12 protein-coding genes are annotated in these 12,352 nt (G+C 61.3%); 7 read left to right on the top strand and 5 right to left on the bottom strand.

Going from position 1 to position 12,352, the window contains the following annotated elements:
• The first annotated feature begins 110 nt into the window (after nt 1-110).
• The gene (locus U6037_RS10765) at nt 111-572 is read left to right on the top strand and encodes a GNAT family N-acetyltransferase (protein WP_322846725.1); all 462 of its coding nucleotides are present in this window, start codon (nt 111-113) and stop codon (nt 570-572) included.
• A 17-nt stretch (nt 573-589) separates the two neighbouring features.
• Here the strand turns inward: U6037_RS10765 and U6037_RS10760 are convergent, their stop codons facing one another.
• The 3 genes from U6037_RS10760 to U6037_RS10750 are packed head-to-tail and all read right to left on the bottom strand — an operon-like array spanning nt 590 to nt 2,486.
• Nucleotides 590-1,801 (bottom strand): cytochrome c biogenesis protein DipZ, encoded by a 1,212-nt coding sequence (locus tag U6037_RS10760; RefSeq protein WP_322846724.1) that lies wholly within the window; start codon nt 1,799-1,801, stop codon nt 590-592.
• Nucleotides 1,802-1,838: 37 nt separating this feature from the next.
• A complete protein-coding gene (locus tag U6037_RS10755) occupies nt 1,839-2,177 on the bottom strand; it encodes a hypothetical protein (RefSeq protein WP_322846723.1) in 339 nt (112 codons plus the stop codon).
• 45 nt (nt 2,178-2,222) lie between these two features.
• A complete protein-coding gene (locus U6037_RS10750; protein ID WP_322846722.1) occupies nt 2,223-2,486 on the bottom strand; it encodes a DUF2790 domain-containing protein in 264 nt (87 codons plus the stop codon).
• Nucleotides 2,487-2,783: 297 nt separating this feature from the next.
• Between U6037_RS10750 and U6037_RS10745 the strand changes: the two genes are divergently transcribed.
• From U6037_RS10745 to U6037_RS10730, 4 genes are all read left to right on the top strand, one after another.
• Nucleotides 2,784-3,524 carry a response regulator gene (locus U6037_RS10745; RefSeq protein ID WP_064392669.1) on the top strand — a complete coding sequence of 247 codons (741 nt, stop codon included), beginning with the start codon at nt 2,784-2,786 and terminating at the stop codon, nt 3,522-3,524.
• Entirely contained in the window at nt 3,521-4,828 is a 1,308-nt protein-coding gene (locus U6037_RS10740) for a HAMP domain-containing sensor histidine kinase (RefSeq protein ID WP_322846721.1), read from the top strand. Before U6037_RS10745 ends, U6037_RS10740 begins: the two co-directional genes overlap by 4 nt.
• Before the next feature lie 230 nt (nt 4,829-5,058).
• Nucleotides 5,059-7,248 carry a hypothetical protein gene (locus U6037_RS10735; protein ID WP_322846720.1) on the top strand — a complete coding sequence of 730 codons (2,190 nt, stop codon included), beginning with the start codon at nt 5,059-5,061 and terminating at the stop codon, nt 7,246-7,248.
• Nucleotides 7,235-8,263, top strand: a complete 1,029-nt coding sequence (locus U6037_RS10730; protein WP_322846719.1) for an NAD(P)/FAD-dependent oxidoreductase — start codon at nt 7,235-7,237, stop codon at nt 8,261-8,263. The genes U6037_RS10735 and U6037_RS10730 overlap by 14 nt, the downstream gene beginning before the upstream one ends.
• Before the next feature lies 1 nt (nt 8,264).
• Here the strand turns inward: U6037_RS10730 and U6037_RS10725 are convergent, their stop codons facing one another.
• Complete coding sequence (locus tag U6037_RS10725; protein WP_322846718.1) at nt 8,265-9,017, bottom strand: DNA-binding domain-containing protein; 753 nt, start codon at nt 9,015-9,017, stop codon at nt 8,265-8,267.
• Entirely contained in the window at nt 9,010-9,849 is an 840-nt protein-coding gene (locus U6037_RS10720) for a DUF692 domain-containing protein (protein WP_322846717.1), read from the bottom strand. The genes U6037_RS10725 and U6037_RS10720 overlap by 8 nt, the downstream gene beginning before the upstream one ends.
• A gap of 417 nt (nt 9,850-10,266) precedes the next feature.
• Between U6037_RS10720 and U6037_RS10715 the strand changes: the two genes are divergently transcribed.
• A complete protein-coding gene (locus U6037_RS10715; RefSeq protein WP_116031408.1) occupies nt 10,267-11,313 on the top strand; it encodes a class I SAM-dependent methyltransferase in 1,047 nt (348 codons plus the stop codon).
• A gap of 55 nt (nt 11,314-11,368) precedes the next feature.
• Nucleotides 11,369-12,211 carry an NAD-dependent protein deacetylase gene (locus U6037_RS10710; RefSeq protein ID WP_322846716.1) on the top strand — a complete coding sequence of 281 codons (843 nt, stop codon included), beginning with the start codon at nt 11,369-11,371 and terminating at the stop codon, nt 12,209-12,211.
• The last annotated feature ends 141 nt before the right edge of the window (nt 12,212-12,352 follow it).

The raw sequence follows: 12,352 nt of genomic DNA, 5'->3' as shown, positions 1-12,352 counted from the left end.
GTTTGCCGATGAGCGGTGGCAATCTGTAAAGCGTCTGGAACACCTTCAGGATTGCCATGGCACGGGGATTGGTTTCTGATGCACGCTCGCTTCTGGAACGGACTCGACCGATGGCACTGCAAATTGATTGGCTCGCGCATCACATGCGCCACAGCGACCGCTATGCCGAGTGGATTCACCAACAATTCCCCTACGAATACATCGACCACCCGCTGGCCGAATGGCAACGTGAATTTGCCGAAGGCCAAAGCAATGGCAATTGGTCCTGCCTGATCGCCATGGACGGTGAACATCTGCTCGGCGGCGCGGCGCTGGCACGCGATGACCTCGCCCTGCGCCCTGATCTCGGGCCTTGGCTGGCCTGCGTGTTCGTCAGCCCTGAAGCGCGCGGGCAAGGGCTGGCAGAACGCTTGATTGCAGGGATTTGTCAGGAGGCGAAAGATTGCGGATTCGCGCGTTTGTACCTGCACACGCAGAACAAGCAGGACTACTACGCCAAGCGCGGCTGGCAAGTCCTGGAGCGCTTTCGCGCCTGGGACAACGAACAATGGCTCATGGTCCGCGACCTATGAGCCATTGGTTCTGTTGATCAAGCGGCAGGCGCCTTCGCCTCCTGCAGCAACTGCTGGATCATCTGCTCCTGCGCTTCGTAGCGACCTTCGCCGAAGTGGCTGTAACGCACCTGCCCCTTGGCGTCGATCAGGTAGTGCGCCGGCCAATACTGATTGTCGAAGTTGCGCCAGATCGCGTAGTTGTTATCGATGGCCACGGGGTAGGTGATGCCGAGCTTTTTCACCTGATCCTTGACGTTATCGATGATCCGCTCGTAACCGTATTCCGGGGTGTGGACGCCGATCACCACGAGGCCGTCCTTCTCGTATTTTTTCGCCCAGTCTTTGACGTACGGCAGGGTGTGCTGGCAGTTGATGCAGTCGTAGGTCCAGAAGTCCACCAGTACAACTTTGCCGCGCAGGGATTCAGCGCTCAGTTCTGGTGAGTTCAGCCATTGCACCGCGCCGGACAGTGACGGCATCGCGCCTTTGCCCTCCTCCATCGGCGAGTCCGCGCGGACTTTGCTGATGAAGTAGTCGACCACTTTTGGCACGTTTTCCAACACGCTTTTTTCGACGCTGGCGACGCCTTCAGAGGAGGTCTTTGCCAGCAAGGTTTTATCGAAGCCGGTGGCAATCACCGCTGCCGTTGCCAATACCGCAACCCCGGCACCACGACGCAACCAACCGGTGAACGGGATCGACGGTTTCAGGCGATTGACCAAGCCGCGTCCGGTGAAAATCAGCGTGCCCAGCGACAACGCACTGCCGGCGCCATAAGCCAGCAGCAACAGGCTGGTCTGCGCGTTGGCGCCTTGCAGCATGGCGCCGGTGAGGATCACGCCGAGAATCGGACCGGCGCACGGTGCCCACAGCAGCCCCGTGGCCACGCCGAGCATGATCGAACTCAACGGCCCGGCCTTTTTCCGCGTGTCCGGGTCGAGGCGATTGCCGAGCATCACGAAGGGGCGTGTCAGCCAGTCACCGATACGCGCCGAGATCAGCGACAGGGCGAACACACTCATCACGATCAGCGCAACGTAACGGCTGCTGTTGCTGACCTGAATCACCCATTCGCTACTGACCACAGCGAGGCTTGAGATCAGCGCGAAGGTCAGGGTCATGCCACCGAGGGTCAGCAGAATCGAGGTGCGGCTGCGTTGGGCGCCGGCAAACAGAAACGGCACCACCGGCAGAATGCAGGGGCTGAGCACGGTCAGCAGACCGCCGAGAAATGCGATGAGGTACATAGTGAATCACCCTTGATCAATGATTGTGAGGAGCCGTTCAGGCGCTCTGGCTTTCCAGCCATTGGCTCTGCGGCGTACGACTGGCGCCGTTCTCGGCAAACATCTGGCCTTGTGGCGTGCGGCTGGAGCCGTCCGCAGCAAACATCTGGCCTTGTGGCGTGTGGCTGGAGCCGTCTGCGGCAAACATCTGGCCCTGCGGCGTGCGGCTGGAACCGTCCGCTGCAATCAAGCCATCGGTGCCTTGCTTGGCCACCGGCGTCAGTTGGAAGCAGGTGCTGCTGTGACAGCTATGCTGTTCAACCGCAGCGTTGGCATGGGCGGCGACACCGGCCAGGCAGAAAGCGACGGCGGTGAAAAAGCGCGAGACGTTGTTCATGGTTTTGATCCTTCTATAAAGAGTGGCTTGATTGCCGCTGATGACTCAGTTGTCGTTGTTGCAGCCGTCGGCAAATTTGCTGTAATCGAGTACGCGGGTCTGACCGGCCGAATCGAGGTAGGTCATTCGCGCCTCGACGATGCCGCAGGACACCGAGTTGTCCTGTTTCAGCGAGATCACTTTCTGGATATCCAGGTGGGTGCCGTAGGTGTAGGTTTGCGGGGTGACATCGGCTTCGGCGCGGGCCGACAGCGTGCAGATGTTCAGCGCGGCAAACAGGCAGGCGGCGATTACGGATTTGTTGTTCATGGCGTTTTCCTCAAGGCTTCAGTGGGTTTGAGCCGAGGCGGTCTGTGTGTGCCTCGATGGAGCCTATTTGAGGCTCGCGAGGTATCGCGTCTGTGTCAGGAACAGGCGCGTTTCAATCGCTGTGTATCGCGGCCAGTGAGGGATACACAGCGATACAAAACCCTGAAAAAACCGCGTTTTTGCGTGTTCATGTATCCGTTGTCGCGGCAGATACACTGCAATACAAAGGCAGGCAGGCGAGCTGCACGAGGCTCGATAGACTGCACGGCATTCCCCTTTGATAGAGGTTCGGACCCGATGGAACATGTCGATCACATTCTCATCGTCGATGACGACCGCGAGATCCGTGAACTGGTGGGTAACTACCTGAAGAAAAACGGCCTGCGCACCACGGTGGTCGCCGATGGCCGGCAGATGCGCAGCTTTCTCGAAGCCAACACCGTCGACCTGATCGTGCTCGATATCATGATGCCCGGCGACGATGGCCTGCAGCTTTGTCGCGAACTGCGGGTGGGCAAACACAAGGCCACGCCGGTGCTGATGCTGACCGCGCGCAACGATGAAACCGATCGCATCATCGGCCTGGAAATGGGCGCCGACGACTATCTGACCAAACCGTTCGCCGCCCGCGAACTGCTGGCACGGATCAACGCCGTGCTGCGCCGCACGCGGATGTTGCCGCCGAATCTGGTGGTCACCGAAGCCGGCCGCTTGCTGGCCTTCGGCCGCTGGCAACTGGATACCTCGGCCCGCCATCTGCTCGACAAGGACGGCACCATGGTCGCCCTCAGCGGTGCCGAGTATCGATTGTTGCGGGTTTTTCTCGATCACCCGCAACGCGTGCTCAGCCGCGATCAACTGCTCAATCTCACGCAGGGCCGTGACGCTGACCTGTTCGACCGTTCGATCGATTTGCTGGTCAGCCGTTTGCGCCAGCGTCTGCTCGATGATGCGCGCGAGCCGGCCTACATCAAGACCGTGCGCAGCGAGGGTTACGTGTTCTCGCTGCCGGTCGAGATTCTCGGTGCGCCGGCATGACCGGCAATCTGCACTGGCCGCGCACCCTCGCCTCGCGCCTGTCGCTGATTTTCCTGATCGGCCTGCTGCTGGCCCAGGCGCTCTCGTTCGGCGCGCAGTATTACGAGCGTTACCAGAGTGCGAAAAACACCATGCTCGGCAATCTGGAAACCGACGTGTCGACCTCGATTGCGATCCTCGATCGCCTGCCTGCAGAAGAGCGCCCTGCCTGGCTCAAGCGTCTGGCGCGAAAAAATTATGGCTACCTGTTGAGCGAAGGTGAACCGGGCACGCCGATCGAGGTCGGGGATGTGCCGGTGGCCGTCACTTCGATCACGGAAGCCATCGGTGAGCGCTATCCGCTGACTTTCACCGACATTCCCGGGCCGAAGAAACACTTTCAGGGCCATCTGCGCCTGAGCGATGGCAGCCCGGTGACCATCGACGTGCGCCCCGCCATGGTCCCGTTATCGCCCTGGTTGCCGGTGGTCTTGCTCGGCCAACTGGCATTGATGATCGCCTGCACCTGGCTGGCCGTGCGCATTGCGGTTCGCCCCTTGACCCGTCTGGCCAACGCTGTGGAAACCCTTGACCCCAACGCCCACCCGATCAACCTCGACGAAAGTGGCCCGAACGAAGTGGTCTACGCGGCGCGGGCGTTCAACACGATGCAGGCGCGTATCGCTGCCTATCTCAAAGAACGCATGCAACTGCTGGCGGCGATTTCCCATGACCTGCAAACACCGATCACGCGGATGAAACTGCGCGCCGAGTTCATGGACGATTCGGCGGAGAAAGACAAACTGTGGAATGACCTCAGCGAAATGGAGCATCTGGTGCGCGAGGGCGTGGCCTATGCGCGCAGCATCCACGGCTCGACCGAGGAAAGCCGCCGCACCAACATGGATTCCTTCCTCGAGAGCCTGGTGTTCGACTACCAGGACATGGGCAAGCAGGTGCAACTGGTCGGCAAGAGTGCAACGGTCATCGACACCCGTCCTCATGCGTTGCGCCGAGTGCTGGTGAACCTCACCGACAACGCGCTGAAGTTCGCCGGCGCCGCCGAAGTCTGGGTCGAAGCCAACAAGGGCAGTCTGGCGATCACCGTCATGGATCGCGGCCCGGGCATCGCCGACGCCGAACTGGCGCAAGTGCTGCAACCGTTCTACCGCGTCGAGAACTCACGTAATCGCGACACTGGCGGCACGGGCCTTGGGTTGGCCATCGCCCAGCAACTGGCCATGGCGTTGGGTGGCTCGTTGACCTTGAGCAATCGCGAGGGTGGCGGGTTGTGTGCCGAGCTGAAGTTGCCGCTGCATCCCTGAACGCTTGTTTAAACGCTACCGACAGGCACCTGTCGCTAGCCTGCACACTGCCGCGCCAATGCCTACAACTTCATCGGAATCTGCTGACCGCGCGTCTTCTTCGGTGCGCTTATCGTTGTGCTGCCCGTCCTGCACTGATCACCGCTGGTCGCCACTGTCAGATCTGACAGTAGCGAGTCCGCGCCGGGCTGCGGTTCCATGACGATTGGCCCAACCTGTCGAGGCGCAACATGAATCTGCTCGAATCCGTCACCCATTTGTGTACGCGACTGGCGCCCGGCGGCTGGCACTCGCTGATGCTCGCGCATGGCCTGGACCTGCTCGCCGAACCGCTGGCGGCGGAACTGGGCAAGGCGCTGAACATCGACCGTTCAATTCCGGGATTTGCCGATTTCGCATTGGCCGGCCACCGCGCGATCGAAGCCGGCGTACCGTCGCGCAGCCTGTTGTTTCACGCCTTGGCCTCGCCGCAGGTCATCAACGATGTAAACGGCCAACCCTTACAGTTGTTTGCCACCCCGGGCGAAATCGAAACGGTGCTCGACTATGTCTACAGCGTCAGCCCGCCCACGCTCGACAGTTTGCGCAGCAAAGCGTTGGGCGCCCCGTTGGCCGTGGTCGCGTTCGCCAGTGAATACCGCTGCGCCGCCGACACCGTGCATGGCCGCCACGCCGACCTGTGTTTCTCGCGCACCGGCATCGCCCGTGTCGGCACCGCGCCCGCGCGCCATGACGAAAAGCTGCGCAGCTTTCTGCCCTTCGTCGACGACGACCCGCACGGCATCCGGGTGATGCCGGTGCGCTACAGCGCTTACATCGCCGTCCAGCTCAAGGGCAACGCCGCACACTTCGGGCCGATGGATTTTCAGGCTGACATCGATCCCGCACTGGATTTCTGGGTGCCGCTGCACAAGCTGTTCAATGGTTCGCAATGCCTGGAAGACATGACGCTGAACGTGTCGCTGGACAACCACCAGATCAACGAAAAACTGCGGCATATCCATTTACGCCACAGCGGTACCGGTTGGCAGGAACCGCAGATCAGCCAGCCGCCCTTCGTGGTTACCGAGAATCTGGCGCATTGGGCATCGATAGCGGATGTCGGCCCCGGGTTGCTGGTGCCCGACGCCAGAACACGACTGGTCGAGCCAGTCGAATATCAGGGTCAAGCGTTATCCTTTGTGATGCCGGCCAATACCGCCGGCATGGTTCACGGCCGGCACCGGGTCAAAGCGGATGGCAGCATCGACGATCTGAACGACCACGCGGATGTCGAGGAGCGGGTGCGTCAGGGGGGATATCGCGCCTTGCATTATCAGGATGGCACCGCCGATGGCTGGGTTAGGGCTCGTTGTGAAGCGCTGGAAAAGCTCTTTCCTTCAGTGGCGGCCTACTCATTGATCGGCCCTCCGGACTTCTATCCGCTGTGCAGCCAGCGCAAGCTGTTGCACTGGGTCAGTGACGAGCCGGCATTACCCGGCAACAGTATCTGGCACGCCCGGCTGGAAGCGCTTTCCAACGTTCGCTACTGCGCCAACCTGCACTTGCAGGATCAGTTGTTCTCCCCCGTCGATCGCGGAGTGAGCGCCATCGTCGGTCTCCTCGATCAGGCCGGCACAGCGCAACCCGCGACTCAACTGCCATCGCCATCGCCATCGCGTCCGACCACATTGCCCGACGGCGCCGCTGGTGTGTTCGGGCCTGGCTGGGAGGTGGGTTGGGTGCGCCAGCAGACTGCGGACAGTGAGTGGATCAACGTCCTCGCCGGATATCAGATGGCCAGTCCGTTTCCCGAGGATGCGAAGATCTGCGCCGCGCTGGGTTCTTTCTGGCCCGGTGTGGCACCGGATTCGGCGCGGGTCTTCGAGCCGCGTTCGACACTGCACAGCATCATTCCCCTGACCGATCAGGAAATCGGCATGGGCAGCGGCGTCGCCTGGGATGATCAACGCGGCCCGCAACTGGTCGTTCAAGACGATCGGTTGCTCGTCCAGTACCGCGCGTATGCTCATGCCGATTACACGCAAGTGGCCCTCGATGGCCGGTTTTCCGTGGGCATGACCGGCCGCACCGGGCAAACGGCGTATCAGCATCGCGTGCTGTCGATGTATCGGGTGTACGCCGTGCTCGGCGCCGCCAGTGACAAATCACTGCGCAATGCCTGGCCGCTATTGTCGTTCACTGACGTGCTGCGGCCAGACGCCGAACTGGACATCGCGCAGGAGCAATCCGGGCGGGTTCTCGAAGGCGATGTTCAGCGTTTTCTGCTGTACAAACGCGGCGCCGTGCAGATCGCTGAAAGCGATTTCAGGTTGCGCCACGTCGAAGTCGAGGAACTGGTGATCCTGTTGCTCAGCGCCAAGGCGATTCTGATCAAACGCGAGACGCTGCCGTGGCAGGTCGCCAATGAAAAACGTTGATGTCGTGATCATCGGTGCCGGGCCTGCGGGGTGCGCAACAGCAATCAGCTGTGCCCGTCGAGGCCTGCGCGTGGCCTTGATCGAACGGCAGGCGTTCCCGCGGTTTCGCCCCGGCGAAAGCCTGCATCCGGGCATCGAACCGCTCCTGCGACAACTGGGCGTCGCCGAGCCGTTGTGCGGCCAGGCGGCCCGGCGCTTTGACGGCCAATGGGTGCACTGGCACGGCCCGCCGCGCTTCAATGGCTTCGGTGGCGATGAGCGTGGCGCCTGGCAGGGTTTTCATATCGAACGCGCGCTGTTGGACACAACGATGTTGTCGCAGGCCGCCGCTTTGGGCGCAGAGGTTCATCAGCCCTGCCGGGCACTACGGGTGTTGACTCAGGCCAACCGGGTGATCGGCGTGGAGACCGACAACGGCTGCATTTACGCGACCTGCCTGATCGATGCCAGCGGTGCTCGCGGCTGGTTGAGTGGTCAACTCGGTCTGCCAATCCACCATTGTTCAGCGCCGCTGCTGGCCTGTTACGGCTATTTGCAAGGCCGGAGCGCGACCTATGCAACGACCGCGCATTTGCTGGCCGACCCTGATGGCTGGACGTGGATCACTCAGGTTGAAGATTGCCTGTTGCACTGGACACGCCTGACCTTCGAAAAAAATACTCGATCAGTAACGCTGCCCAAGGCACTGCAAGCGCTGCCCGTCGTGGGCACCCTGCGCGGCGCGGATGTGACCTGGCGCATCACCCCGGCCGCTGCCGGAGCCGGTTATTTTCTGGTCGGCGATGCTGCCAACCGGCTCGACCCGGCGTCCTCCCATGGCGTACTGAAAGCATTGATGAGCGGTATGCAGGCAGCGCAAGCCGTGACGGATTGTCTGCGCCAGCCGGCCCTGCAACTGCTCGTTCAGCGGCAATATCGCCAATGGCTGAACGATGGGTTCAGCCACGATATGACGCACCTGCGCGACTTCTATCGACAGCATCCGCGCCCGCCTTCCTGGTTGCCTGTCGAATGACTCACATAACGCTGCCGAGCACGCCGTCCTCGTGAAACTGCCGTAACAACAGCGATCCGCTGTCCATGAACGCAACACTGGCTGCCACGCCCGCTTCCACCGCCAAATCTTGCAACTGCTGACGGCCATCAAGGGCAGGAGACTCCTCGATACGCTGCAGCAAACGCCAGGCTAACGGACTCAATTCGGCAAACTTCACGCTCCAGTCCGCCGTACGCCGCACCAGCAACAGCGTCGGTTGCGCCGGTGGCGTGGCGGGCTGATGGTTCGGATCGAGTTCATGCACAGGCCACTCGTACGCCAGTGGCCAGGCCAGTGCCGAGATCTGCAGCGGACGCTCCAGCAACAGTGCCGGATCCGTTGCCGGCAGCGCTTGGGCATCCGATTGCTGCAGGACCATCTCGACCCACTCGTAATGCGCCAGCTCCAGCAGGAACGCCGGCCACTGCCCCTCTTGCAGCACCTGCGGTTGCGTCACGAGATAGTCGAGAAACGTTTCGGCAATCTCTCCAAATTTGGGAGTCTGCGCCCGCGAGTCGCGCAAAAAACCTCGCACCAGCAAGCGCCAGCGTTGCTCACCGATAATGCGGATCAGCACCGGAAACGTGCCGCTTAACAGTTGCGATACGTTGTTGAACACCAGATCGCGATAGACGTTGACCCGCGCCGCATTCATGTTGGCCGGGGGCAGCTGATGCTCGGGATCACGCAAATATCGGGTCAGCGCCTGTTGTTGCTGCATCAGGTTATCCACGAAAGCCACCCTCCACTTGCAAGTGGCGAATGGTCTGCAACTCGACGACCAGCTCGGAAAACGCCGGAAAGTTGAAATCCCGTTCAAGCAAGGTCGGCTGCACGCCAAACCGCGCATAGGCTTCGGCCAGCAGCGCCCACACCGCCGGTTTCACCGAAGCGCCGTGAGTATCGATTTTCAACGTATCGGACTCATCGAAATGCCCCGCCACATGCATGCTGACCACCCTGCCCGGCTCGATAGCGGCGAGAAACGTTTGCGGATCAAAACCGTGGTTGATTGCATTGACGTAAACATTGTTGACGTCCAGCAGCAGGTCGCAATCAGCCTCGTGCAGCACGGCGTTGGTGAAAGTCACTTCATCCATGTCCTGACGCGGCGCAGCGTAATAGGAGACGTTTTCTACGGCCAGACGCCGACCGAGAATGTCCTGAGCCTGACGGATTCGTGCGGCGACGTGATGCACCGCCTCTTCGGTGAACGGCAACGGCAGCAAGTCGTAAAGCTGCCCGTCATCGCTGCAATAACTCAGGTGTTCGCTGTACAACGGCACGTTGAATTTATCGAGAAACACCCGCACTTCCTGCAAGAACCCGACGTCCAGCGGCGCCGAGCCACCGAGCGACAGCGACAAGCCGTGGCAGGACAACGGGTAGCGTTCAGCCAGTTCACGCAACGCCGCACCATGGGCACCACCGACGCCGATCCAGTTTTCCGGGGCGACTTCGAGGAAATCGAAATCACCGGTGCGAGCGGTTTGCAGGTCTTTGAGCAGGCCACGGCGCAGGCCGAGGCCGACGCTGGGTGGCGATGATGATTGAGGAATTTGCATGGGGAAACCTCGATGGGTGGGTCTACCCAGTGGAATCGACGCCTGTATCACGGCTGTGTGCAACTGACCGGACATTTGCCGCCCTGTGTATCCTCCAACCACCGCGATACACAGTGATACACAACCTTCATCAAACACCGGACCTTGTGGGAGCTGGCTTGCCAGCGATGGCGTCGACACAGCCAATGACCTTGGAGCCTGATACACCGTTATCGCTGGCAAGCCAGCTCCCACAGTTTTTTCAGTGTTCACAAATACAGCGTCCCCCCCAGACCGGGGCTAGACTCCTTTATTACCCAGTCGAGGGGGACGCAGGACGTCAGCCGTGCCCTGCACAACTCCGTGACCACCGCCCGGTGGCGCACGCCTCGACCTTCGACGCCGCCGGACCGTGATCCTGTTTCAGGAGCACACATGATGGACGAGGCGAAGCTCAACCAATTCATGGGAAAACTGGTCAACGACATGGGCGGCGCGGCGATGCTGGCCAATGTCATCGTCGGCGAAGAACTCGGCTTGTATCGGGCAATGGCCGACAGTCAGCCGATCAGTGCCGATGCCCTTGCCGCCAAAACCACCTGCAACCCGCGTCTGGTGCGTGAATGGCTCAGCGCTCACGCGGCATCGGGTTACATGGAGCACCACGACGGCCAATTCCGTTTGCCGGAAGAACAGGCGCTGGCCCTGGCCGTCGAAGACTCGCCGGTCTACGTTGCCGGCGGGCTCGGAGTTGTAGCGTCGTTTTTCCATGACAAAGACAAACTGGTCAAAGCCATGCGCGGCAATGGTGCCCTGCCCTGGGGCGATCACCATCCGTGCATGTTCAGTGGCACAGAGCGCTTCTTCCGGCCCGGCTACAAGGGCCACTTGATCGCCGAATGGCTGCCGGCGCTGGACGGCGTGGTGGCGAAACTGGAGGAAGGTGCCAAAGTCGCCGACATCGGCTGCGGTCACGGCGCCTCGACGGTGATCATGGCCCAGGCGTTTCCCAACTCGCGCTTCGTCGGCTACGACTATCACGCGCCCTCGATCACCGTCGCCACCCAGCGCGCCGAGGAAGGAGGCGTCAGCAGCCGGGCGAAGTTTTTTCAGGGCTCGGCGAAAAGCTACCCGGGCAATGACTACGACCTGATCTGCTATTTCGACTGCCTGCACGACATGGGCGACCCGGTCGGTGCCGCCCGCCACGCCTATGATTCACTGAAGGACGACGGCACGGTGTTGCTGGTCGAACCGTTCGCCAACGACACCCTGGATGACAACATCAACCCGGTCGGGCGGCTGTTCTACGCGGCCTCGACATTTATCTGCACACCGAACTCGCTGTCGCAGGAGGTCGGCCTCGGCCTGGGTGCGCAAGCCGGGGAAATGCGCTTGCGTAAAGTGTTTGTCGAGGCCGGGTTCAAGCAGTTCCGTCGGGCCACGCAAACGCCGTTCAACCTGATTCTGGAGGCACGCAAGTAACCTGCGCGGGTCGCGTGCTAACCTGCTGGCAACGTCCTTCCCCGGAGCGCTGACCATGCTCGACAGCCCGACCCGCGAACACCTCGACACCCTGCAAGAGGTGATGGCTGATGGCGATTTCATCGTATTGACCGGGGCCGGCATCAGCACGCCGTCGGGGATTCCGGACTACCGCGACAGCGACGGTGTACGCCGTGGCCGGCAACCGATGATGTATCAGGAGTTTCTGGCCGCCCCCGAGTCGCGCCGCCGCTATTGGGCGCGGGCGATGCTTGGCTGGCCGAAGGTGCGTCAGGCGCAGCCGAATGCGGCTCACGAGGCATTGGCCGATTTGCAGCGCAGTGGGCTGATCCGCGATTTGATCACTCAGAACGTCGACACCCTGCACGATCAGGCTGGCAGTCACGATGTGATCGAGTTGCACGGCAGCTTGCATCGCGTCTTCTGCCTGGACTGCGGCCAGCGCAGTGAGCGCGATTCGATTCAGCTCCTGATGGAACAGCAAAATCCGTATCTGGCTGGCGTTGATGCGGTGCAGGCGCCGGATGGCGACACCCTGCTCGACCCGGCGTTCGAGGCGCGTTTTCAAGTGCCGCACTGCCCGCATTGCTTTGGTGAGCGGATGAAACCGGATGTGGTGTTTTTCGGCGAGAACGTCGCGCAAGCCACGGCGGCACGGGCGATGGCGGCGGCGGAAAATGCGGCAGGGATGTTGGTGGTGGGGTCTTCGTTGATGGCGTATTCGGCGTTTCGTTTGTGCCGGGTGATTGCCGATCGTGGCAAGCCGTTGATTGCGATCAATCTGGGCAAGACCCGCGCGGATGATTTGCTGGATTTGAAGATTGAAGCGTCGTGCGAACAGCTTCTACCCCTGTTGGTAAGGAAGCTGGATCGGTGAGTTGCTGCACTCTGCGCTCGACTCAGGACCCAGGCCCCTCACCCTAGCCCTCTCCCAAGGGAGAGGGAACTGACCGAGTTGTCTGGGCTGAATACTGCGACCTGAAAATGCTGAGTCGAGCTCACAAGCTGAATAACCCCC

Origin of the sequence: Pseudomonas sp. B33.4 (genome assembly GCF_034555375.1) — a bacterium.
Classification (GTDB): Bacteria; Pseudomonadota; Gammaproteobacteria; order Pseudomonadales; family Pseudomonadaceae; genus Aquipseudomonas.
This window is presented reverse-complemented; position numbering and strand designations above follow the sequence as displayed.

Excerpts from the sequence above, each read along its gene's own strand:
- U6037_RS10720 (WP_322846717.1), bottom strand. The coding sequence starts at position 9,849 with ATGCAAATTCCTCAATCATCATCGCCACCCAGCGTCGGCCTCGGCCTG.
- U6037_RS10740 (WP_322846721.1), top strand. The coding sequence starts at position 3,521 with ATGACCGGCAATCTGCACTGGCCGCGCACCCTCGCCTCGCGCCTGTCG.
- U6037_RS10765 (WP_322846725.1), top strand. The coding sequence starts at position 111 with ATGGCACTGCAAATTGATTGGCTCGCGCATCACATGCGCCACAGCGAC.
- U6037_RS10745 (WP_064392669.1), top strand. The coding sequence starts at position 2,784 with ATGGAACATGTCGATCACATTCTCATCGTCGATGACGACCGCGAGATC.
- U6037_RS10715 (WP_116031408.1), top strand. The coding sequence starts at position 10,267 with ATGGACGAGGCGAAGCTCAACCAATTCATGGGAAAACTGGTCAACGAC.
- U6037_RS10755 (WP_322846723.1), bottom strand. The coding sequence starts at position 2,177 with ATGAACAACGTCTCGCGCTTTTTCACCGCCGTCGCTTTCTGCCTGGCC.
- U6037_RS10710 (WP_322846716.1), top strand. The coding sequence starts at position 11,369 with ATGCTCGACAGCCCGACCCGCGAACACCTCGACACCCTGCAAGAGGTG.
- U6037_RS10760 (WP_322846724.1), bottom strand. The coding sequence starts at position 1,801 with ATGTACCTCATCGCATTTCTCGGCGGTCTGCTGACCGTGCTCAGCCCC.
- U6037_RS10730 (WP_322846719.1), top strand. The coding sequence starts at position 7,235 with ATGAAAAACGTTGATGTCGTGATCATCGGTGCCGGGCCTGCGGGGTGC.
- U6037_RS10735 (WP_322846720.1), top strand. The coding sequence starts at position 5,059 with ATGAATCTGCTCGAATCCGTCACCCATTTGTGTACGCGACTGGCGCCC.
- U6037_RS10750 (WP_322846722.1), bottom strand. The coding sequence starts at position 2,486 with ATGAACAACAAATCCGTAATCGCCGCCTGCCTGTTTGCCGCGCTGAAC.